Here is a 21,364-nt window from a genome sequence, read left to right as displayed (position 1 = left end):
CCCACGAACATAAGTCGGAAGATCAACCGGGAACTGGCCTTCGACTTCGCCTGCCAGGTCACCGACTACGCCGCCGCGGCGGGTGCGCAGGTGATCGCGGTCGAGGATCTGACCACCCTCGAGACCCGCGGACACGGACGGGCCAACAACAACCGGGCGGCGCAGTCCGCCCGCCGCCACGCCGTCGCAGCGCTCGCGCACACCGCCGCCGGTGCCGGAATTACGGTGGTTTCCGTGCCCGCCCGAGGATCGTCCGCACAGTGTCCGGGCTGCGACGAACCGCTTGCACGTCCCGGCGGTTACCACGACGCGTGGTGTCCCCGCTGCCGGGTCGGCGGCAACCGGGACCACGTGGCCGGGGTGAACCTGGCCAAACGCGCACTGCTCGGCAGAAACAACGTCACCCGGCGGCGGGGGCAGATGCCTACGATCCGGGCGGCCAAACATGCGCCGGTGCGCCGGTGCCGGGACAAGCACGGTCCGACACCGAGCAGGCCGCGGCACCGCCGGGTCCGCCGCACCCTGCCCACCGTGACACAGCGGTTGGGGGTGAATCCGAAACAGCATGTTCCTGCACCACAAGCGTCGGTGTGGGACACGGTCAAACCCACACCACCGCACGGTGATGCGGGTAGCCGTGACACACGTCCATCTCCCACGTCCGCCACACCGGTGGCAGATAGTATGAGATGTACCTAGACGCTCACATACTTCCGGACAGCGTATCCGAGCAACGCACCCCAATCGTGCGCGACCAGGCCGACCCGATCCAGTTCGAGCGTGTCCAGCAGGGCCACGACGTCGGCGATCAGCTGGTCGCGGGTGTACCCGGTGGGCGGGGCATCGGTCCAGCCCGCACCCCGCAGGTCCGGGCGGATCACCCGGTAGCGCGCGGCCAGCCCCGGGACGACCTCACGCCACTCCCACCAGTGCTGGAGGAAGCCGTGGAGCAACACCACCCGTTCGCCATGACCGGCCTCGGCCACGTGCATACGCAGACCGGGGAGGTCGAGAAAGCGGTGCCGAACTCCGTCCAGTGCGGGAAAGACGTTGTCCGGCTCGCCGTTCGGGCCGGAAACCGTGTCGTTGTCGCGGGCCTCGTCTCTCATGACCCCACGCTACTACGATCATAGTGCCAAGACACTATGTTTATAGTGTCCTGTGACCTCCACGAGAACGAGCGCACTCGACGCCGCGATCGACCTGGTCGGAACCGAGGGGCTACGATCGCTCACCCACGCCCGGGTCGACGAACACGCAGGCCTCCCGAAAGGGTCGACGTCCAACTACTTCCGCACCCGGGCGGCGCTGCTCGCCGGTGTCGTCGACGCGATCGTGGAACGCGAGATGCCCGAAGTCGGTGCGCTGTCACGGGATTCCGCGGGAGACCTCGTCGACGCTCTGTGCGGTCTGGTCGACTACACGACAGTCGCCAATCGCACCGTCACCGCCGCACGACTGGTCCTGTTCATGGAAGCGAGCCACGACGCCGCGCTCCGGGAAGCCCTGGCCCGCGGGCGCGCAGCCATGGAGGCGTCGGCCGTCTCGGCCTTCGCCCAGCTGGGCGCACGGGACCCGCAAACGGCCGCCACCGCCGTCATGGCCTGCGCGGAGGGGTTGATCCTGCATCGCATCGCCCGCCGCGACACCACGGATCCGCGGCCGTCGTTCGAACTGGTGGTGCGGGGCGCGCTGAGCTGAACTGCACCCGGACTCAGAGAAGGGGAGCAGACCACCGGAGAGTGGTTCCGCCGCCCAAGGCCGAGTCGACGGCGAACTGCCCGCACATTTCCCGCGCCCGGGCAGCCAGATTGTCCAATCCGCTGGTGGCGACGTTCTCCGCAAACCCCTTGCCGTCGTCCACCACCTCGATGGCGAGATCGTCGTACACGGAGATACTGACCGTGACCGTCTCGGCTCCAGCGTGCCGGACCGCATTACTCAACGCCTCACGCAGCACCGCCTCGGCATGCTCAGCGAGCCCGGCGTCGATGACCGACAGTGGCCCGGACATGTGCACCGTGGTCCGTAGCCCGGAATCCGCGGTGGTCTCGGCGACGATCTCGTGCAACCGCCGCCGAAACTGGGTCATATTGCCCGAGCCACCGTGCAGGTCGAAGATCGCGGTACGGATATCACGCACGATGTCGTGAAGATCGTCGATCGACTGCTCGAGCCGTTGCTTGACGATGGGAGCCTTCGCCCGCTGCAGGGTGCTCTGCAATGACAGGCCGACCGCGAACAGCCGCTGGATGACATGGTCGTGGAGGTCACGCGCGATCCGATCACGATCGGACAAGACATCGAGCTCACGCATTCGACGCTGACTATTGGCGAGCTGCAGCGCGACCGCCGCCTGATCTGCGAATCCCGACATCAACGCCAGCTGGTCATCCGTGAACGGCGCCGCGTCGACGTGACGGAGCGTCACCAGCACCCCGGACACCGATTGCGCCGCCCGCAGGGGCAGCGCCAGCGCCGGGCCGAACCGCGTTCCCGTCTCGAACCCAGGATCGAAGGCCAGCGCGGTGACGCGCAGCGGGGTCCGCTCACGGAATGCCTCACCGGACGTGGACCGATCGACCGGGATCGACCGGCCGATGATGCGATCCGACACCGTCCCGGCCGATGCCGTGACCACGAGTTCGGTGACCTCGTCCGACGGAATGTCCGGATCTTCCGGCACCGCGAGGAAAGTGCTGTCGGCGGCGGTGAGGGCGAGCGCGTCATCGGCGATCACCTGGAGCACCTCCGCGGTGTCACTGCCCGCGAGCAGCTCGGTCGCTATCTCACGAGTCGCCTCGAGCCAGGCTTGCCTCGTCCGGGACTCCTCGTACAGGCGGGCGTTCTCGATCGCGATCCCGGCGGCGGCCGCCAGCGCTCGAAGAAGGACCTCGTCGTCCTCGGTGAACTGTGAACCGTTGGCCTTCTCGGTGAGATACAGATTCCCGAACACCTCCTCCCGGATCTGAATGGGAACTCCCAGAAAGGTTTTCATCGGGGGATGGTCGGGCGGGAATCCCACCGAGGCGGAGTGCCGGGACAGGTCGACCAGCCGGACCGGCTTCGGATTCGTGATGAGGAAACCAAGCACCCCGCGCCCCCGGGGCAGTTCGCCGATACGCTCCCGGGTCTCCGCGTCGATGCCCTCGAAGACGAACCCGCTCAAGCCTTCACCCGGACTGAGCACCCCCAGCGCGCCGTAGCGGGCATCCACCAGATTGATCGCGGCGTGGACGATGGTGCGCAGCGTGTTGTCGAGGTCGAGTCCCGACGTGACGGCGAGCATCGCCTCGAGCAGTCCGTCGACGTGATCTCGGGCATCGACAATCTGCTCGATGCGTTCCTGCACCTCGGTCAGGAGCTCACGGAGCCGGAGCTCGGACAGGCTGCCGAGTAACGGACCTCGGTCGGGCTCATCCGGTTGACGGGTCACACGACGGATTGTCCCACGTAGCGACGTCGCCAGGAGTCGGAACAGTCGCCCCGTCAGGTGCCGGACGGTCGCGACGGCATCTTCGTGGCGAGCACCGCCGCCTGGGTCCTGCGCTCCACACCCAGTTTGGTCAGCAACCGAGACACATAATTCTTGACGGTCTTCTCCGCGAGGAACATCCGTGCAGCGATCTGACGGTTGGTCAGCCCCTCACCGAGCAGGGCGAGCAACGTCCGCTCCTGATTCGTCAGGTGCCCGAAGATCCCCTCCTTGTCGGTGGCGTCCGCACGAACCTTGGTCAACAGCACTTCGGCGGCACGACTGTCGAGCAGCGACTTACCGGCCCCCACGTCGTGGACCGCCTCGGCCAGCTCCATGCCCCGGATGTCCTTCACCACGTATCCGCTGGCCCCGGCCAGAATCGCATCGAGCATGGCCTGCTCATCCGTGAACGACGTCAGGATGAGGCAGTGCAACTCCGGCATCAGCGAGTGCAATTCTCGGCACAGCTCGATTCCGTTGCCGTCGGGTAGGCGCACGTCGAGAACCGCGACATCCGGTTTCAGGGCCGGAATCCGCGCCATCGCCTGCGCATACGAGGCAGCTTCACCGACCACCGTCAGTTCGGGATCGGAGCTGAGGAGATCCGCTATCCCGCGTCGGACGACCTCGTGGTCGTCCACCAGAAAGACCCTGATCATGGGCAATCTCCAGTCCTGGCCGCGTCATCTTCCCGCAAACCAGGTTACGCCGACGGGCATCGGAACCGTGGTGTCACCGGGCGGCCGGACGAAACGAGCCGGATCCACGACGACGTGGCCGGTGCGGCATCAACATCGCCGCCGCCAGACCGACGGTGGCGACGAGCGTCGCTGCGGCGCCGACTCCCACGAGGGGAGTTGCGAGCCACGCGCCCAGCAGGACGACCAGACCTGCGGTCACCGCTCCCGTCACCACCGCGAGCATGAGCCCGGCAGGATGCGCGTACAGGAACTCCCCGGGCTCGTCGTCGCGCGCCGGCGATGCGGTGGGGTGACCTTCGAACATGACGTCCTCGTTCCCTCGCCGACGGGTGGCTCCGATTCGTGCGTCGGCCTCTTCAACAACGGTGCGGTAACAGCGAGCGCAATTCCAGGGCCGAAGGTCACTCGTTGCCGTGGCTCCCGACGCGACGCCCACGCCGGGGGATAGTAGGACACTGGAAAGGCGAGGCCACTCGACCTCGATCCCGCACCCACACCGAACGGAGGCCACCAGACATGAACGAGCAGACCTGGTTGGTGGAGATCGTCATCGACGAACACGACTCGGACGAAGGCGGCACCAGGACCCGCGCGCAAGCTCGGCTTCGCACACGCGACACCCGCACGTTCGTCGGGACCGGACTCGCCCGCCGAAATCCGGAAGACACAGAAATCCCCGAGATCGGCGAGGAACTGGCCACCGCACGCGCGTTGTCCGACCTCGCCCACCAATTGATCGAGGCCACAGCGGCCGATGTGGAAGCTGCCACACACAGCCGCGTTCATCTCACCGAATAGCCCCACCACCGCGAGAGCCTGTCATCGGGAGAAACCTGGGCGGCCGACCGACAACACCGATTCGACGGGCCGTCTCGGAGTCTGTCGTGGTGGAGACTTCTTCTCGGTGGCACCCACCCGGATCAGTGCCTGCGGGAACCCGCGATCCGGGAGCAGTCCGCTGATGATCTCCCTGCCCTGACGGAGTTCGGTCGTGTGGGTCAGCGGACACGTCGACAGACCGCCGACCGTGGCCTCCAGGAGCACCGCGGAGAGAGCCTCACCGGCCCGCAGCCACTCGTGACGGCCGTCGGTGTCGGTGCTCAACACCAGCACCGTCGAACGGTCGATCTCCGTGGTCGCGCCGGCGTCTCGGCCGGCGGGGAAACGGCGCCCGATGTCGACACGATCCCGGTTGTCCGCGGTCGCGAGCGCCTCCGGCGGTATTCCACCCTGCGGGGTTGAATGACCGGCCCACCAATGCAGCTCGGTCTGATATGCGGAGTCGTATTTCCTCGCGGCCGCAGTCATTTCGGTCGCCTTCGCCAGCGTCGGGCGCGCCTCCTGTCCCAGGACCGTCAGGTGAACATCCTGGCGACGCGCCACGTCGGTCAACGCGGCGGGCAGGGGAGTCTTCATACTGACCGGACCGAACGGCCTGCGGTCGGAGTACCGGTGCCGGATCGCGGCGAGCAGATCGAAGTCGTGCGACTGCGGCCGGGCGTCGTGACGGAATCGAATCGTCGCCAGGTGACCCGAGTGAGGCCCTTCCGGAACGCGCTGGATGTCCGCGGACCACTTCAGAGCCTTCAGCGCCGTCTGGAGATGATTCAGCGCCGCACCACAGCTGACCACCAGTTGCCGGCCCGACGGGTCCGTCGACGCCAGCACCCGGCCGCGTTCGGTGTAGAGGTCGAGCTGCCCGTCCGCGTACGTCCACTGCCACGGCTGGCTGTTGTGTACCGACGGCGCCCGGCACGCGAGATCCACGGCGATGCGGACTACGTTCTCGTCGGGAATGGTGCTGTCCACGATCGCCTCCTCGGTGACTCGCGATCCGCCCTGCACCCTCAGTGTTCGCCATCCGCCGTGCCGAGGACAGGGCCGATGGTCACTGCCACATACCGGCGACGATCCGGTCAACCGGATCAGGCTCTCAACTGTTGACGTAATGTCTAATACTTCCTAATCCTTCCTGTTGCTATCGGATCATGTGCATCGGCGAGGCGGCGGCATACCCGAGCATGTCGGTGGTGGGGGTCCGGAAGGCCGCGTCGTAGGGCCGGTTACCGTCTCGGCGTACAGGTTCCGGTCGGCGAGTCTTCGATCGGGAGGATCTCGACGTCTACCTGGGTCGACCCACACCGGAGAGTGTTCGTGCCGACAGGGCGGAAGCGTTGTACTGCCGGGTGTCCGGGCTCGACCGGTCGGGAATCCTCGCTCGCCGATCAGGAGAAGATGCTGCGGAGGGTGCCACCGGCACCGTGTACCGGGCTACACCGATCGTGGTTCAGGTCTGCGGGAGAGACTCGAGCGGGACTGAATCGGATGCTCGACGACGCAGCCGAGGGGCCGCTTCACGGTGGTGCGAGTGGTGTGGCGGGATCGGTTGGCGCGATTCTCCGGTGGCGTGGATCGAGCGGTACCTGTCGGTGGTCGGCGTTAAGGTCGAGGTCCTGCGTGAGCATGGGGACACGTCGCCGGTGGAGGAGCCGATGGATGACATCATGGCAGTACTCGCTTCATTTTCCGGCTGCTTCTACCCATTGCGGTCGAAGCAGAATCAACGTCGACTTGCGCGCGATGCGGCGATGCGGTGATGCGGCGGCACGGTTGGGGGTGGGCTAGCTGATGGCCGATGCCGGGTTCACTGCGCTGCGGCAGTTCTCGTTCACCACCCGCCCCTACCTGGCTGTCGACGATGAGACCGGTGCGCGGATCGGGCGGGGTGACCTCGACGTTCGTGTCGGATGGCTGCTCAACCTGATCTCGGCCGCCGAAGCGCAGATGCTGTCGCGGCTGTGGCAACCGGCCACCTTCGATGTCCTGGCCGCCGGATGTGACAACCACGGCCGGACACTGCCGATGCACGGTCACGTCGCGGCTGCGCGTCTGGGCTGGACCCCGCACTACCCGGACGGTATCTACGTTCCGTCGCGTGTCACGCGGGTGGTGACCGCGCAGGCAGTCGGCACCTTGCGGGCGCTGGCCTACCGAGACACCGCGATCACCGCACTGTCGGCCCGGTTCGACCCGGCCACCGGCCGCATCGCCGCACCCACCACTGCGGCGGAGTACGTCCCGCCCGGATTCGCCCGGGGCGTGGTGCGGCAGCTCACAGCGCGCTCACACCGCGCCGCCGGTGCGGCAGACGCGCGGCTGCGGATCACCGACGTGCAGGCACCGCCCCGGACCTCGGCGATGGCTCGGCTTTCCGCAGCGGATCGACAACTCGCACAGCTTGCCGTCACCGGTCACGAGCTGGTGTTGACGGTGAAGCTGCCGACCTGCCCCGGCCCGGCCCGGCGGGGCGGGCGCAGTGGCGCAGTGTCCGGCTGACCGCGACCATCCCCGAGCACCTGCACGGCAGAGCTGTCATCGACTGGCATCTGCCGACCCTGGTCCTCGACCGCCGGGGCCTGTTGTGGCGGTGCGCGGCGAACGAGATGGTGCCCGCTGCGGATCTGACGGCCGGGAGAGTCGCGGTCGGGGTGGATTGGTCGCCGTCCACTCTGGGTGCCGCCGCCATCGCCGCCGACAGCCCGGACGGGCTGGTGTCGGATTACCGGGGCTGGACCTACGACGACCGCGGCCTCGGGATCAAACTGGCGCGCCTGCAGGCGGAGGGGCAGCTGCTGCACGCCAAGGCGGCCCGGTTGACCCGACTGTCCGCCGCTGCCCCACCCGAGGTCCGCGCCCGGCTGGAGGCGAAGATCGCCGTCCTCGACGCCCACCGCACCGCGGTAGGTATCAAGAGGGGGAAGATCAACCGGGAACTGGCCTTCGACTTCGCCCGCCAGGCCACCGACTACGCCACCGTAGCCGGCGCGCAGGTGATCGCGGTCGAAGATCTCACCACCCTCGAGACCCGCGGACACGGACGGGCCAACAACAACCGGGCCGCGCAGTCCGCCCGCCGCCAAGCCGTCGCCGCACTCGCCCACACCGCCGCCGGCGTCGGCATCGCGGTGGTCTCGGTGCCGGCCCGAGGATCGTCCGCACAATGTCCGGGCTGCGACGAACCCTTCTCCCGCCCCGGCGGCTACCACACCGCGTGGTGTCCCCGCTGCCGGGTCGGTGGTAACCGCGACCACGTCGCCGGGGTGAACCTGGCCAAACGCGCACTACTCGGCAGAAACAAGACCACCCGGCGGCGCGGAGGACTACCGGCGGTCCGAGTGACCGAACATGCGCCGGTACGGCGATCGCGCGACAAACACGCTCCCACCCCGAGCAGGCCGCGGCATCGCCGGGTCCGCCGCAGCCTGCCCACCGTGACACCGCGGTTGGGGGTGACTCCGAATCAGCATGTTCCTGCATCACAAGCGTCGGTGTGGGACACGGTCAAACCCGCACCGCCCACGGTGATGCGGGTAGCCGTGACACACGTCCATCTCCCACGCCCGCCACGCAAGTGGCAGATAGTATGAGATCTACGTAGACGCTGAGACACCTCATTGCTTGCTGGGTCAATTGTGGCTGGAGTGCCGGGCTGGGCCTCGGGGGCCATCCGGAGTGGGCGGAACTGGACGCTCCCGTCGGTGAGGCCGAAGGCTTCGTGCAGGTGATGGCGTGGTCGGGCGATGCTGCGGGGCTACCTGGCCGACGGGCGGCGAGAACGCTCGTGACCCCGGAACCATGGGCTCGGGCAGGATCCCCAGCGCCATCCGCAGGTACTACGCGGCGTTCGACCGTCCTGCGTTGGAGATTCCGATCGAGCTCGGCCGTGAACTGATCCTGGGGCGGTGCAGTATGCGCGCGGGCTCGGTTTCGAGCCCGCGGCCGCCTTCGATGGTGACGCCGCCGCGTTCCTGGGTGAGTGGGACGGGCCGGGTCAGATCGAGTTCGGTAGGGACGGTCAGCCGTTCTACCTCAACGGGCCCTACGACAATTCGGCTGCTGTCATTCGGACCCTCGAACGGTCCGTGGGTGCGGGGATTTCCACTTGTCGGTGGCCGCGGGACCGATGTGATTGTCACGAACAAACCGACGTGGAGGGGCGCGTCCGACTTCATGGGTCGTTAGCCGAGCGACAGCAAGAGCCGGTACGTGAATGGCAAGCGCTGCGACCAGCCGCGCACCGCAGGTGGACCGGCATCGGTGTTCGATGGGATTGTGGTGGGCGGGCGACGGATGTTCGTTGTCGGCTACACCGCAGGTGGCGCTCCGTACGGTTGTTTTCGAGGACGATTCGGACGACGACGCATTCGACGGTGTCGCCGCCGATCCGTTCGGCTGGCCCGGCATGCGGCCCCGGGCCGGTTGGCCCATCCTGTCCGGCCCACTCGACTCGACCCCGGTCCTACCCGTGCGCTCTCGACGCCGGCACCGACATTTCGAGTGTGGCGGTGCCGGAAGTGCATGTCGAGACCGGATTTCGGTTGGTCCCGGACTACTTCCGGACCCGAGCGACTGCGAATACCCCGGCATCAGAATGACCGCCGCCGGCATCAGATTGACCGCCGCCGGCATCAGATTCGCTGAGTCGACATCAGATGCACTGAGTCAGGACAACGGCATTGTTCCATTCAGCTCTTGACACGTGCGGTACGCTCCAGACAGCGCAACGAAGAGAGCATGGATGGAGCGAAGCCGCCCCGCAAGGATGTTCTCGCGCTCAGGCAACAACCCTTTTGCGTCCCCGCGGCACTCTTCAACGGTGGAACTCGCAACGCGTTGACCCCAGTGAACTGCTGATCTCACAGGTCACACTAGCCAATTCGCCGGTATCGGATTCGCGAGTGCACGACTCGCTGCGCATCCTCGTATTGCCTCTCGCAGATTCCGAAGGTGAGCGGAGATACCAATCCACAAGCGCGTTCGGAGTACCGCCGATCGCGCCGGTGAGTGAATCGGGTGAACGGCACCGATTCTTCGTGTGGCAATAAGGTCCCGGAGAGGTCGAGTGTCAGGCTGCCACTCTCCTTCATGTGCTGGCGCACGGCCGGCACGTATGCCTGGGTCTGGCCGAATGGCGGAATCCCGCCGTACTCGATGACGGCACCCTCCCCGCCGTTGTAGGCGGCGATGATCAGGTCGGTGAAGTCCCCCTTGACGGCTCCACTGTCGTGATGCGGCCGAATGTAGTCAGCGATGTGGCAGAGATAGCGCCCTTCCGAGGCGATCGCGTCGTACGGATTGAACGGGTCGGCAGCGTTCGGTGGTTCCGCTTTCCCGGCACGATCTAGACCGGAATCCGTACCGAAAGCCTTCCAGGTCTCCGGCATGAACTGACTCATTCCTTCGGCGCCGCCCTCGTTAACTCCGTCGCCGATGCTGACGGCCTTTTCGTTGAACCCGGACTCTTGTTCGACGATGCCGGCAACCAGAACCGGGCTCACCTCAGAGCACAGAGACCCAGCGGCCGAGACTGCGTTGGTGTATTGCGGCGGGATGCTGCCAGCGGCGAACGTGGTCTGATCACCGACCTCTGTCGGGCACGGCTCCATGGTGGTCGTATCGCCCGGAGCGCTGCCGTAGTGGGTGTCGGCGGTCGGCATCCCGCCGCCGACAGTGGTGACGTGTACGTGGTCGAAGTGGTGTGCGGTGTAGCCGTGCCGGTCCTCCATCAGCGACCAGTGGCCGGTGCCATCCCAGTAACGCTGGTGCCAGATCACGTACTCGACGTTGAGTGCCACTGTGTTCTGTTGGAGGTACAGGGCGACCTTGTCGCCGAGCGCCGTCCCATGGGCGCTCGCGGAGTCGGGAATCATGATGTCGACCGCGCGGCCGTCGGGATGATCGTGGGCGACGTCGCCGGTGGGGCGCCATCCGCCGATGGTGGTGATCTCGGGGAACACCTGGTCCCGTGCGGGCCACGTGCCCTCGCTCGAGGTGCCCGAGCTGCGCGCCGCTATCGCGACAGGAGATGCGGCCCGCTTCCTCGCCGCGGTGCGCGGCCGTGACATCGACGACGCGCTGCAACAGGTGGGGGCCGGCATACCGATGGCACTGCAGCAGCGACGGGAGCACGCCGAGCGGGTGACGGTGTCGGTCATCAACCGGCTGACGTGTGTTGAGCGTCGCTGGGGGTGACGAGGTGCTGGCCGAGGACCTGCTCGCGTGCCTGCGCGGCGAGCCGCTCGCAGGGCGGGTGGTGCCGGTCGACCTCGAGATGCTCGGCACCGCACTGGAGGGAGATCTGGGCATGTCGACGGGTGGCTACGTCGACCTGCGCACCGGACAGGTGTACGACGACAGCAGCACTGACCCGATGATGGTCGGGGAGGACGCCGCCGTCGACGTGGAAAAGGAGCCCGACCGTTGGCTCCGGTTCGACCGCACCGGTTCGCGGGACGGTTGGCGCGATATGGCGGCCTTCGCCGAGCGGTGCCATGATGCGGCGCTGCGGGAGGGGCTGGAGCGGGCGATCGAGGGCAGGGGCGCGTTCGGCCGGTTCCGCGACCTCGTCCACCGGGAGAGCCTCGCCGAACAGTGGTACATCTTCGCCGCCGACCGCCAACTGGGTCGTGCCCGCGAGTTCCTCGCCGGCGAGGGCATCCGTGTGGGCTGACGGTCAGCCCACGCCGTGCCACGTGTGTCTCTGACCCCATCGGCGTGGCCCACGGTCGGGCGTGTTGGGCGGCGAAAGGAGTGGATGTCTTGCGCTGCCGAACTCAGCGCCGATTTCACAATCGCGGCGACCACGCGGCCGCTGCCGCTCGACGGTCGCCGGCCGCGCGGTAGGTCTGGGTCGGTGCCAGGAGTTCCACCAGAGGACTATGGGCAGCAGCCAGGGTTGCCACACCATCGAGCTGTCTCCCAAGCCGTACGGCGGGATCGGAATCACGTCATCACCTCCTGGTCGTGATCGACCCTGGTGTCGGGGTGCTCGGTCGATGGTTACTCCCATCGGGTGGCGTTCCATGCGTCCGTGCAGAGGAAGAGCCTGTTCTGTTTCTTTTTGGTGATTTCGGTGAGGATGTTTTCGTCGACGAGTTTTTTGATGGCGGTGTTGGTGGCTTGGAAGGTTTTCCCGGTGAGGGTGGCTGCGGTGTTGACGTCGATCACGGGGTAGCCGATGAGCCATTCGGCGATTTCGATGGCTGAGCCGCGCAGGCCTTTTTCGCGGAGTCCGAGGATCATGGTGTCGCGGATTTTCAGGAGTCGCTGGATGCGTTCGAGGCCTTCTTTGGCTTGTTCGGCCACGGCGGTGGAGAAGAACTCGATCCATGGGTTGTAGTCGCCGGTGATGGTGGTGTTGAGGAGGCCGTCGTGGTATTCGTCGCGTCGGGCTTCGAGCCAGGGTGCGATGTTGAGGATCGGCCATCGCAGTTCGCCGGCTTTCATCGGTTGTAGGAGTGCGATCAGGCGGCCCAGTCGGCCGTTGCCGTCGCCGTAGGGGTGCAGGGTTTCGAATTGGTAGTGGGCCATCGCCATCTTCGCGACGATGAGGGTGTTGTCTTCGTGGGCAACCCAGTCTTCCCATGCGGCCACGCCCGCTTCGAGTTGGTCGCCTGGTGGGCACGGCACGAATCGGGCGGTGTCGATGGGTTTGTTGTGGGCGCCGATTGCTACTTGGTGTGAGCGGATGTCTCCGGAGGCCGTTGTTTCACCTCGTGTTCCTCGAACGATCATCAGTTGCAGTTCGCCCAGGAAGGTGCGGGATATTCTCCGTTCGGTGATGTGTGCGACCGCCACTTCGGTGGCGTGGACGTAGTTCCGGATTTCTCGTTGTTCGGATGTCATCTCGCGGTCGTCGAGGAAGTCGGCGGTGAGGACGTCTTCGAAGGAGGCGTAGGTGCCCTCCAGGGCGGAGGTGCTGGCTGCTTCCCGTCGGATGATGGGGCGGACGAGGATTTCGGGTCGCGGCAGTTGGGCGACGGCCTGATCGAGCCGTGCGATGGCGTTGCCGGCTCGTGCGGTTGCCATGATCGCGGCGGCCGACAGGTCGGGGTTTACCGGCAGCGGGTCTGGGAGGTACGCCCAGTAGCTCCAGGGTTGGGTTGTCCTCGGGTCGGTTCCGCTGATGGGCACCAGCGTGCCGATCGGCGATTCTTTCAGCGCGTCAACATCCACCGTTCAATTATATTGCCGTTTGCTTGAATCATCGCAGTTGATGTTCAAGCAAACCGAAGATTTCTTGAACCTACCCCGCGGCACTCGCGGAAGCTTGAATGAACGGAACCCTTGTTCAAGCAAATCGCCTATTGCTTGAATCGCACCGGCGCACGTTGTAGCCGGCACCCGACCCTCGGGGTGCGGGCCGTCTTCGTTGTGATCCCGTCGTGACCTGATGTGATGGCATGTCCCCGGTTTGTGATGTGGGGTGCCGGCGGGCACCAGCGTGGCCCGGTGTCGAGTAGGTTTTGAAAGTTGGTGTATTTCAATATATTTGCGTAATAGGTTGGTGAACAATGCTTTCCGCTGATGATGCACAACAGATCGCCGTCCCGCCGCTGTGGTGGATCTTTTGGATCTGAACGCCTTTGACGGGAAGGTGTCGAGGATCGGTTGCAATCTGGTCTCCTGCGATTGGGGAGGAATGCACTCGGGACAGCCACGGTGTTCACCGTGGATCGTCGGGGACCGCCCACAGGCCCGAGCCGGTCCGTCGGCCGGTGTCGGGGATCAGTGCCCGGAGCCGGGCGGCGTCGTCGCGCAGTGCTTTCTGCAGGTGGGGGCGGACGTTCTCGGCGACGTCTGGTGGCAGTGGGCAGCCTTGGTGTACGAGGTTGGCGGTGTTCTCGATGAGCCGGACCGCTCGCATGAGGAGGGGTTCCGGCACCCAGACGGTGGGGAGGTCGCCGTCGTGGTCTCGGGTCAGGACGCCGAGGGTGGAGATCAGTGCCATCGCTGTCGTCGGCTGGTCGGGACCTCTGTTGGTGCCGGTGAGGGCGGCGACTTCGATGAGGGCGGCGATCGTCGCACCGAGGGTGGGCAGGGGCATGGCGATGGTGCGGGGCAGTGTCAGCAGGTCGGCGCCGGGTGCCTCTTCCTTGATGCTCAGGGCCAGTTCGCGGGCGAGGGTGCGCAGGGCGTCGTGGTCGAAGTACCGGCGGGCGGTGCGTTCGGTGATGCGCATCTGTTCCGCTACGGCGGTGACTCGGTCGGTGAGCAGGGCCTCGAGTCGGTCGGTGGGGACGGTCAGACCGATGCGTGCCAGCTCCTCGCCGAGGGTTGAGGCCGTCGTGCTCACCCACGATGATGGTCGCGGCATCGAGGCCTCCTGATCCGAGCGTTCCACTGCACCTGGTCTGTCTACCAGTCCGCCCGCGGTGGCGGCGACAGGCGACTGGAAACGTCAGGCCCCGGACCCGGACCCACCCCGCGGTCCGCTCCAGCGCGAAGTGACGGGGTGCGCCGGGGAGGTCACTGATCGGTCGAGGCACCATTCGCTGGATCGGCTCTGGTTCCGATGCCGCCAGTGTCGAGTCGTACGTTTGAGTTTCCGGCCTGAGCTGGCGTGGGAAAGCGGGGAACTCCTCCAGCCAAAATGGTATAGTTTCTATACATGTCTGGGTTTGAGTTCGATCCGAACAAGAGCGAAGCGAACCTGGCCAAGCACGGCATCGATTTTCTGTCGGCGCAGGCACTGTGGCGAGATCCTCACCGGCTCGAGGTGCCCGCGAGAACTACGGATGAGCCGAGGTGGCTGGTGATCGGTGTGATTGACGGAAAATGGTGGTCCGCGGTGGTGACCTATCGTGCGGACCGGACCCGGATCATCTCGGTTCGGCGCTCACGTGATGGAGAGGTGGCGCTTTATGAGAGCTGACGAGTTCGACGAGCGTTTTGATGCCGGCGAGGACGTGACGTTCGCGCTCGATAGGGCCAGGGCCCGGCGCCCGGGCGAGGAGCAGCGGCGTGTCAATGTCGACTTCCCGGCGTGGATGATCGCAGAGTTGGATCGTGAGGCGACTCGTCTCGGGGTTACCCGGCAGTCGCTGATCAAAGTGTGGATTGCCGAGAGGCTCGAACGCAACGGCTCAACGGCCGCCTGATCGTGCCTGGTGGCGGTACAGAGGGCTCAATCCGTGGTCTCGGCTCGGTGGTCTCGTTTCCGTGGTCTGTGGGGCGGTAGTTCCGTCGCCGCGAGTTGGCCCCCATATGGGCGAAGGCGCCTATGTCGGTGCGCATTTCGATTCCTGGTCGAGCACCGGCGATCGGGGGAGTCGGATCGATTCACCGCGGATGATCTGGTTGCGGTGACGTTTTCTGTCGGTGCAGGTCCCGCTGCGGGCGATCCTGGGCACCGAGAAAGGCGGAGGCGCTGCGCGCCGACGACGCGGCGTTGCATCACCGGTTGCTGTCGATCCGCGACGCCGCCGGCGGCGGCGAGGACGACCAGCTGACGGGCTTGATCGGAGAATCTCTTGAACACCATGACGCGCTCCCTCCCCAGGCGTCGCCGCGAGCGATGCGATCCGCTGCTGAATTCCCTGCTGTTCAAGTTCAAGGGACGGTACCTGGGTGCTCCGGCAGTCCGTGGTCGAGGGCGTCCGCGCCCGCCGCGGCGCATAGCCACCGACAGCTGCCGTCTCAGGTAGCGAGTTCGGCTCGCGAAGCTGTGAGGGTGGCTGCGCATTCTTCGTCGCGAGGATCGAACAGCAGATCCCATCGATTCGTCGTTTCCGGGATCGTGTACTCGTGACGTTCGGTGTCGGTGGGTGCCCGCCACCCGTCCCTGTTGTACGTGGTGGCGATGCGTTCATCTGTCGTGAACGTAATGACGACTTGGTCGGCCTCGGCGGCAATGGTCAGTAGTTCGAGCCGTAGCTGGCGGCCGACCGGCGGCCGCTGGGGTGTGATTGCGGGCCATCGGAAGTGGTTGTGGAAGGTCACCGCGCCGCCCCGGCGGACGTAGACGGTGAGCGCCGCCCCGACTGTGCTGGTGCGGTTCGTCAGCCACATCACCCGAAACCGGTGCCGCCACCGGGTGACGGGGTAGGCGCGGGATTGAGTTGCCAGTTGCAGCGCGTAGATGGCGTACACGAATATCCCGACCAGCATGAGTGCGATCGCCATGAGCAGGACCGTGAGGACGTCATCGAGCGCGACGGTGGTGAGTGCCGCGGATACTGCGGCTGGGAGCATTGTCAGTGCCAGGGCATCCCACCAGCGAGCCTGGTGCGGGCGCCTGAAGTTGCCAAGCTGTAGACGCGCCGCGGCACGAACTCGGGGTCCGGGCGGCGGGTTCGCAGTCCTCCAGCGGTCAATGCCGTCGAAGAAGCCAGTGGTGGTGCACTCGCCGTCAGGCCATCCTTTGTGCGCATCGATTACCGCGCATTCCTATCACTGAACTGGGCAGATGACACGTCCCTGTGACGGCCGAAGGGCCACGCCCGCAACGCGATACTGTCCACGCAACGTCCAGTCAGCTCAGACAATGGGGGAGAAGCCATGACCGGGGCAGCAACCACGCCGCCGCTCGGGAAGATCCTGACCGCCGATGAGATCGCCCGGTTCGTGGCCCGCGTCGCGTATCCCACCAGCCCGGTGGTGCTGGTGGACGAGGATCTCGCCCGGACCGCGCCGGCGCGGGCCTACGGTGATTGGCGGGGTGCGCTGGGCCTGCTGGACCAGGAGTCGAAGTGCGCGCCGCCGTAGGCGTCTTCACCCAGGTACGGGCGGTCGCTACGCGCCGGGTCCGGAATCGGTGTCGACCGCGCGGGTGCACCGACAGGTGGTCGTCGATCGCATCGACCGTGCAGTGGCCGGTGGGCAGCAGGCGGCGGGACAGTTCGGCCACCCGTTGGGTCAATCGGGTGGCGTGCCGAACATGGGGTGCTTCCGGGTATTTCGCGGCGATCCGGCGACCGTCGTGACGGTGAATCGCAACGGTCCGGGTGCCGGTCACTGCTTTCGACCGGTCGGCGTCCCGGTGTGCCGCCCCGTTTTCCGGAACGGTCATGGGACCGTGGCGTGTCTTGTCAGCGGTGAGCGGTAGCGCGGATGATTCGCAATGAGCGGCGTGGCAAGGACCCGTCGCCGGCTGGGGACGGAGATGAGCATTGTGACGACGGCGTCGAACAAGAAGGTGGCGGTGCCCGGTCCGGTCGCAGGAACTCGCTGGACCGAGACGATGGTTCGGCAGATCGGATCGCTCGCATACATGTGGGCGTGGCCGATGGTGAATCTGCACAACCGGCGGGTCGCGTTCGCGCAGGTGCCCGGGCACGGATTGGTCGGCGGGGTGATGCCGGCGGCCCCGATCAACAACATCACGATGCTCTCCGACTACGCCCCACCGGAGCAGCGGTTCGTCGCGACACCCAATCAGGACGTGGTCTACGGGTTCGGCATCTTGTCGTTGGACCGCGAGCCCGTCGTCGTGCAGGTCCCCGACTTCGGTGACCGGTTCTGGGTGTACCAGCTCGGCGACCAGCGCACCGACGGGTTCGGTGACCTCGGCGCCATGTACGGATCCGGGCCCGGGTGCTACCTGTTGGTCGGGCCCGACTGGGACGGCGAGGCGCCCGAGGGCATCACCGGGATGTTCCGCTCGCCAACGAACCTCGGCGTCCTGATCCCACGCGTCTTCATGGACGATACCGCCGAGGACCGCACCGCGATCGGTCCGCTCGTCGCTCAGGTGCCGTTGCTACCGCCGATATGCCGGTAGCGTTCTCTGCTCGAGTCCGCGGTTCTGGACCGCGATGCTCCGCGCCCGGATACGGCCGGATCCAATTTGTGGTACCGCGGGTGTTACCACAATGCGGTCTCGAAGCGGACGAAAAGTCCTCGCGAGGATGCGCGCCAGGCCGCAGAGTTTGACCTGGACCGAGTTGTTCAACTTCTGCTGCGACGTTTTCGGCCACCCGCGCCAGAACGGCACTCACCCGCGGTGTTCACGACCCCCTGGCCCCGGGGCTCGAGTGAACTCCAGAAGAGCGAAGGTGGCGAGGCCAAGCCCTACCAGGTCGATCAGGTCCTCTCCACCTACGACAAGCTCGTGAAGGAGGCGGTCAATGGCTGACCCGTCGCATTACATCTATCGGGTGACCTGGTCGGAATCGGACAGCGAGTTCGTCGGCACCGTCGCCGAGTTCTCCTCCGTGTCCTGGCTCGCCGAAACCCAGAACGAGGCACTCGACGGCATCGTCACCGTCGTCCGCGAGGTCCTCGGCGACATGGCGAGCACCGGGGAACGCCGCCCGTGCCGATCGCGGACCGCTCCTACAGCGGCACCTTCACCGTGCGGACCTCACCGCGGGTGCACCGCACTCTGGCGGTCGAGGCCGAGGAGCAGGGTGTCTCACTGAATCTGCTGGTCAACCAGAAACTTTCGGCTCCCGCCGGCGGCCGTGCAGGAGCCGACACAACGGCGGGGTGTGGCCGGGAGGATATTGCTGCCGCCGTGAGGGGGTAGGACTACCGCATCATCGGTGGTCCTGTGCTCTCTGTTCCGGGTATCCCACCGAGGCAGCTGGGGCGGGTGTGACGGGAAGACCAGCAACCGAGGATGCCCCATCCGACAGGATGTACGTGGAGTACGATTGTTTATTCGTACTTTACGTATCGGAGGTGTGGGATGCCGGAGAATCGAACACGGCGGAAGGTGATCAAGGCGCCGACCGCAAAAAGTGGGGGTGGGCCGCGGGTGGTTGCCGGTCGTGGTCACCGGTTGAGCGCCGCCGCCTACCCCGCAGGTGCGGGCGGCGGCGTGGAGGTGGCTGGCGGGTTCGTGGAGTACGTGACCCGGAATGCGCCGCGAGGCGAGTGGGCGCTGATCGCGAAGCTGATTCTCGATGAGGCGTTCGCCGACCCGGTGGGGACTCGTGCCGGGGACCTCGCGGGGGCGGCGGCGGAGCGGCGGCAGTCGTTGTTCGAGAAGGTGGCCACCCTCAAGGCCGGGGAGGCGGGCCGGGTGCTGGCACCGCGGGCGGGGGAGTCGAGGACCTTGGTGAAGAAGTTGCGGGACGAGGGTGTGTTGCTCGGTTTGCCGTTGGGGCGCCGTCCCGATTATCACTATCCGGCGTTCCAGTTCGATGCGGTGCATCACCGGGTGTGGCCGATCGTGGCGTACGCGAACAGCATGTTGGGGGCTGCCGAGGATCCGTGGGGGGTCACGTCCTGGTGGCGGACCCCCTCCGACATCCTCGACGGCCGAACGCCGTTGCAGGAGCTCGAGGAGGGCGGTCTGACCGAGATCGCCGTCGACAACATGATCAGCCTGGCTGAGCGGGGAATGTAGGCGGGTGGGGGCGTACAACGGCAATTCGGCGAACATCGACACCATCGCGGCGGGGACACCGGTGTGGCGTGTGCACTGGACGTCATCGGCGTATCGTCCGAATGTGTTCAACCGCAGCAACATCGCACCCTGGGTCGATGCACGCACCCTCGATACCCGCACGTCTGCCCTTCCGGTGCAGGGGCGTTTCGAGCCGGTCCACGACCGGGCCGTGTGCCCGGGTGGGGCCGCGCTGGGCGGTTACCTGTATCTCGGGCTGTCCGTGGGTGCGGTGGTCGCCGAGGGCATCCTGCGTGGCCAGGACATCCCACCGGATTTGATCATCCGGAAGCGGCTCTTGGCGGGGAAGTCCTTGGCGCAACTCGTGTTGGACGACGACGTCGAGGTTGCGGTCCTGGACGGGCAGCGGAACCTGATCCGGCTCGGCCAGGATGCCTCCCTGACGGCGTGCACCTGGCGGGACTATGGGAAGACTCGTCGGATCGCGACCGACATTCTGACCAACACCCCCGCGGCGCACGGGCTTCGATACGAGTGCCGACACGGACGAAACGAACTCGCGCTGATGCTGATCGACGGCCGCGCGGTACCGGCGCTGACGGTGGTGCGCTCGGCACCACTCGAGCATCCCTCAGGGACTAGCGCACCGGTGACACCGGCGGATGGGCCCGGGATGCGGTGACCGCCTCGCTTCTCGACGACTTCAATCTGACCGTGGGGTAGTCGGCAGTGCTGCCGTGGCGCGTGGGCGCGGACTTTCACCTGCCGTAACCGGTGGTCGGGCCTGACGTGCATACATGAGCGCCGGCGGCTGGTGCTGGTCGTTCCGCAACCACGCGAGCCGGATTCGCCTCATGGCCCGATGATGTCCCGGTGCCGTCATATCGGATCTCGGTAAGCGGTCGCTCGCAGCGACGATTCTGATGTGGTAGCTGGGGTATGTCCGCCACCGTCAGGTTTTGCAGCAGTGACCCCTTCTGGGATGGTCGGTTGGCCACCGCGCGCCGACACGATCTGGTCGAGACGTGAGATCGCCGGTGGCGCGGGTAGTTGCGGTGCGGATCAGTTGTGACCACACGGTGAGCTGGGGCGGGTATTCTGGCAGCTCGGCAGGGTCGGGGCCAGATCCCAAGCGGGAGGGTCAACGATGCGTTGTAGGACAGATCGCCGGTTGGGCATTGCATGGACCGCCGCATTTGCGGCCGGTTGTGCGTTCTCTCTTGGATTGTCGGCCGTGGCGGCGGCGGGCCCGCCGCCGCCAGGGGTGACTACCGGGTTTGCGGTCCCCGCGACGTTTGTTTCGGGATGCTTCAGTCTGTTGATGTGTACTGTGCCACCGGTGGTAGCGGTGACGCCGTCGGCAGCGACACAGGCGCCCGGCGTAGTGACCTTCACGGCGCAGCAGTCGGGCGCGATTGTCACGCCTGACTGTCTCGATGTGGTGGTGAACTGGCGAAACCTGTCCACTCCCGTCGCCGGTACCGCCGTGCTTCGGGGCGTGACACCCGTGGATTTCAGCCGGCCTACCGCTCCGGAGGAGTGGTGTCGGTATACCCCGGTGGCGGTGGTCACCGGCAGCGGCATGGTCGCCGCGTCTGCGGATGCGTCCGCCGATCTCGACCGGTTCCAGCTGGCGATCACTCCAGGATTCGGAACTTTCGCGGTTCCCTAGCTCAGCCGGCCGGTGCTGGTGGACTTGTCCTTTCCGGATCTCGTTCGGGTGTTCGTCAGTTCGGACCGATTCACGGCTATCTGGCCGACGAGAGGTGGGATGGACCTACAGCGGACTTCTACAGCGAGTGGACCGGGGTGACCGCGGACGGCGGCCGCGGGCATTCGCGCTTTTCAAACGTGAGGTGTGCCGCCGCTGACACCCCACGACGGGGGCCTGGTGGTGGGCCGGGGAGTGGGTCGTGGCGTTCACCCCGTCACTTCCTCGACCTCGTCAGTTCCTCGGGGGGTGTCGCCGGGGCTGAGCGGCTGACTGTGAAGAATCACCGGGCTGTTCGAGATCCGGGATGGCAGCGTTGACGTCATCGTTGTGCGTGCGCG

The 21,364-nt window shown here is 66.3% G+C and carries 23 protein-coding genes and 2 pseudogenes; 16 read left to right on the top strand and 9 right to left on the bottom strand.

Annotated elements, in window-relative coordinates; translation table 11 throughout:
• A partial coding sequence (locus tag RJ1_RS40295) for a zinc ribbon domain-containing protein (RefSeq protein WP_143169593.1) occupies nt 1-699 on the top strand: 699 nt, incomplete at its 5' end.
• Here RJ1_RS40295 and RJ1_RS40290 read toward each other — a convergent pair.
• Nucleotides 696-1,109 (bottom strand): alpha/beta fold hydrolase, encoded by a 414-nt coding sequence (locus tag RJ1_RS40290; RefSeq protein WP_240320125.1) that lies wholly within the window; start codon nt 1,107-1,109, stop codon nt 696-698. The two genes, RJ1_RS40295 and RJ1_RS40290, sit on opposite strands and share 4 nt — an antisense overlap.
• 52 nt (nt 1,110-1,161) lie before the next feature.
• On the opposite strand from RJ1_RS40290, the gene RJ1_RS40285 reads away from it, so the two are divergent.
• On the top strand, nt 1,162-1,701 hold the full coding sequence (locus RJ1_RS40285) for a TetR/AcrR family transcriptional regulator (protein ID WP_073369322.1): 540 nt from the start codon (nt 1,162-1,164) through the stop codon (nt 1,699-1,701).
• Between the two features lie 13 nt (nt 1,702-1,714).
• On the opposite strand, the gene RJ1_RS40280 is transcribed toward RJ1_RS40285, so the two are convergent.
• From RJ1_RS40280 to RJ1_RS40270, 3 genes are all read right to left on the bottom strand, one after another.
• A complete protein-coding gene (locus RJ1_RS40280) occupies nt 1,715-3,436 on the bottom strand; it encodes a GAF domain-containing sensor histidine kinase (protein ID WP_073369320.1) in 1,722 nt (573 codons plus the stop codon).
• 53 nt (nt 3,437-3,489) lie between these two features.
• On the bottom strand, nt 3,490-4,137 hold the full coding sequence (locus tag RJ1_RS40275; RefSeq protein ID WP_073369317.1) for a response regulator: 648 nt from the start codon (nt 4,135-4,137) through the stop codon (nt 3,490-3,492).
• 73 nt (nt 4,138-4,210) lie between these two features.
• On the bottom strand, nt 4,211-4,483 hold the full coding sequence (locus RJ1_RS40270; RefSeq protein WP_073369315.1) for a hypothetical protein: 273 nt from the start codon (nt 4,481-4,483) through the stop codon (nt 4,211-4,213).
• A 212-nt stretch (nt 4,484-4,695) separates the two neighbouring features.
• Here RJ1_RS40270 and RJ1_RS40265 point away from each other — a divergent pair, with 212 nt between their 5' ends.
• A complete protein-coding gene (locus RJ1_RS40265; protein ID WP_073369313.1) occupies nt 4,696-4,977 on the top strand; it encodes a DUF1876 domain-containing protein in 282 nt (93 codons plus the stop codon).
• Nucleotides 4,978-4,998: 21 nt separating this feature from the next.
• Here RJ1_RS40265 and RJ1_RS40260 read toward each other — a convergent pair whose 3' ends face one another.
• Nucleotides 4,999-5,988, bottom strand: coding sequence for an Acg family FMN-binding oxidoreductase (locus tag RJ1_RS40260; protein ID WP_174695079.1), 990 nt, complete (start codon nt 5,986-5,988; stop codon nt 4,999-5,001).
• A 593-nt stretch (nt 5,989-6,581) separates the two neighbouring features.
• Between RJ1_RS40260 and RJ1_RS40250 the strand changes: the two genes are divergently transcribed.
• Together RJ1_RS40250 and RJ1_RS48390 are read left to right on the top strand one after the other, a co-directional pair.
• The gene (locus tag RJ1_RS40250) at nt 6,582-6,776 is read left to right on the top strand and encodes a recombinase family protein (protein WP_240320127.1); all 195 of its coding nucleotides are present in this window, start codon (nt 6,582-6,584) and stop codon (nt 6,774-6,776) included.
• Between the two features lie 31 nt (nt 6,777-6,807).
• A pseudogene (locus tag RJ1_RS48390) lies at nt 6,808-8,617 on the top strand (zinc ribbon domain-containing protein).
• A gap of 1,270 nt (nt 8,618-9,887) precedes the next feature.
• Here the strand turns inward: RJ1_RS48390 and RJ1_RS40225 are convergent.
• On the bottom strand, nt 9,888-10,976 hold the full coding sequence (locus RJ1_RS40225) for a lytic transglycosylase domain-containing protein (RefSeq protein WP_240320128.1): 1,089 nt from the start codon (nt 10,974-10,976) through the stop codon (nt 9,888-9,890).
• Between RJ1_RS40225 and RJ1_RS48385 the strand changes: the two genes are divergently transcribed.
• Both RJ1_RS48385 and RJ1_RS40220 read left to right on the top strand, forming a co-directional pair.
• Nucleotides 10,954-11,211, top strand: coding sequence for a hypothetical protein (locus RJ1_RS48385; protein ID WP_240320130.1), 258 nt, complete (start codon nt 10,954-10,956; stop codon nt 11,209-11,211). The two genes, RJ1_RS40225 and RJ1_RS48385, sit on opposite strands and share 23 nt — an antisense overlap.
• Nucleotides 11,192-11,689, top strand: coding sequence for a UPF0158 family protein (locus RJ1_RS40220; RefSeq protein WP_255284950.1), 498 nt, complete (start codon nt 11,192-11,194; stop codon nt 11,687-11,689). Before RJ1_RS48385 ends, RJ1_RS40220 begins: the two co-directional genes overlap by 20 nt.
• 329 nt (nt 11,690-12,018) lie before the next feature.
• Here the strand turns inward: RJ1_RS40220 and RJ1_RS40210 are convergent, their stop codons facing one another.
• Together RJ1_RS40210 and RJ1_RS40205 are read right to left on the bottom strand one after the other, a co-directional pair.
• Nucleotides 12,019-13,194: a Fic family protein gene (locus RJ1_RS40210; RefSeq protein ID WP_073369303.1), complete on the bottom strand. Its 1,176-nt coding sequence runs from the start codon at nt 13,192-13,194 to the stop codon at nt 12,019-12,021.
• 490 nt (nt 13,195-13,684) lie between these two features.
• Nucleotides 13,685-14,314, bottom strand: a complete 630-nt coding sequence (locus RJ1_RS40205; RefSeq protein WP_073369302.1) for a hypothetical protein — start codon at nt 14,312-14,314, stop codon at nt 13,685-13,687.
• 315 nt (nt 14,315-14,629) lie between these two features.
• Here RJ1_RS40205 and RJ1_RS40200 point away from each other — a divergent pair, with 315 nt between their 5' ends.
• Together RJ1_RS40200 and brnA are read left to right on the top strand one after the other, a co-directional pair.
• Nucleotides 14,630-14,893 carry a BrnT family toxin gene (locus tag RJ1_RS40200; protein WP_072950613.1) on the top strand — a complete coding sequence of 88 codons (264 nt, stop codon included), beginning with the start codon at nt 14,630-14,632 and terminating at the stop codon, nt 14,891-14,893.
• A complete protein-coding gene (gene brnA, locus RJ1_RS40195) occupies nt 14,883-15,119 on the top strand; it encodes a type II toxin-antitoxin system BrnA family antitoxin (RefSeq protein ID WP_073369301.1) in 237 nt (78 codons plus the stop codon). Before RJ1_RS40200 ends, brnA begins: the two co-directional genes overlap by 11 nt.
• A gap of 538 nt (nt 15,120-15,657) precedes the next feature.
• Here the strand turns inward: brnA and RJ1_RS40185 are convergent.
• Nucleotides 15,658-16,212, bottom strand: a complete 555-nt coding sequence (locus RJ1_RS40185) for a hypothetical protein (RefSeq protein ID WP_073369299.1) — start codon at nt 16,210-16,212, stop codon at nt 15,658-15,660.
• Nucleotides 16,213-16,518: 306 nt separating this feature from the next.
• On the opposite strand from RJ1_RS40185, the gene RJ1_RS40180 reads away from it, so the two are divergent.
• The 7 genes and pseudogenes from RJ1_RS40180 (at nt 16,519) to RJ1_RS40145 (ending at nt 20,984) form a co-directional block, all read left to right on the top strand.
• A complete protein-coding gene (locus RJ1_RS40180; RefSeq protein WP_073369296.1) occupies nt 16,519-16,725 on the top strand; it encodes a hypothetical protein in 207 nt (68 codons plus the stop codon).
• Between the two features lie 397 nt (nt 16,726-17,122).
• On the top strand, nt 17,123-17,740 hold the full coding sequence (locus tag RJ1_RS40170; RefSeq protein WP_073369290.1) for a DUF1254 domain-containing protein: 618 nt from the start codon (nt 17,123-17,125) through the stop codon (nt 17,738-17,740).
• A gap of 222 nt (nt 17,741-17,962) precedes the next feature.
• Nucleotides 17,963-18,094 carry a hypothetical protein gene (locus RJ1_RS48380; RefSeq protein WP_255284949.1) on the top strand — a complete coding sequence of 44 codons (132 nt, stop codon included), beginning with the start codon at nt 17,963-17,965 and terminating at the stop codon, nt 18,092-18,094.
• Nucleotides 18,087-18,487 (top strand): annotated as a pseudogene (locus RJ1_RS40160) (type II toxin-antitoxin system HicB family antitoxin). Before RJ1_RS48380 ends, RJ1_RS40160 begins: the two are co-directional and overlap by 8 nt.
• A 162-nt stretch (nt 18,488-18,649) precedes the next feature.
• The gene (locus tag RJ1_RS40155; protein ID WP_143049038.1) at nt 18,650-19,312 is read left to right on the top strand and encodes a hypothetical protein; all 663 of its coding nucleotides are present in this window, start codon (nt 18,650-18,652) and stop codon (nt 19,310-19,312) included.
• A gap of 4 nt (nt 19,313-19,316) precedes the next feature.
• Nucleotides 19,317-19,994: a hypothetical protein gene (locus tag RJ1_RS40150; RefSeq protein ID WP_240320134.1), complete on the top strand. Its 678-nt coding sequence runs from the start codon at nt 19,317-19,319 to the stop codon at nt 19,992-19,994.
• 489 nt (nt 19,995-20,483) lie between these two features.
• Complete coding sequence (locus RJ1_RS40145) at nt 20,484-20,984, top strand: hypothetical protein (RefSeq protein ID WP_255284948.1); 501 nt, start codon at nt 20,484-20,486, stop codon at nt 20,982-20,984.
• Nucleotides 20,985-21,364 lie beyond the last annotated feature (380 nt).

It is taken from the genome of Rhodococcus jostii NBRC 16295, from assembly GCF_001894825.1.
In the GTDB taxonomy this organism is placed as follows: Bacteria; Actinomycetota; Actinomycetes; order Mycobacteriales; family Mycobacteriaceae; genus Rhodococcus_F; species Rhodococcus_F jostii.
This window is presented reverse-complemented; position numbering and strand designations above follow the sequence as displayed.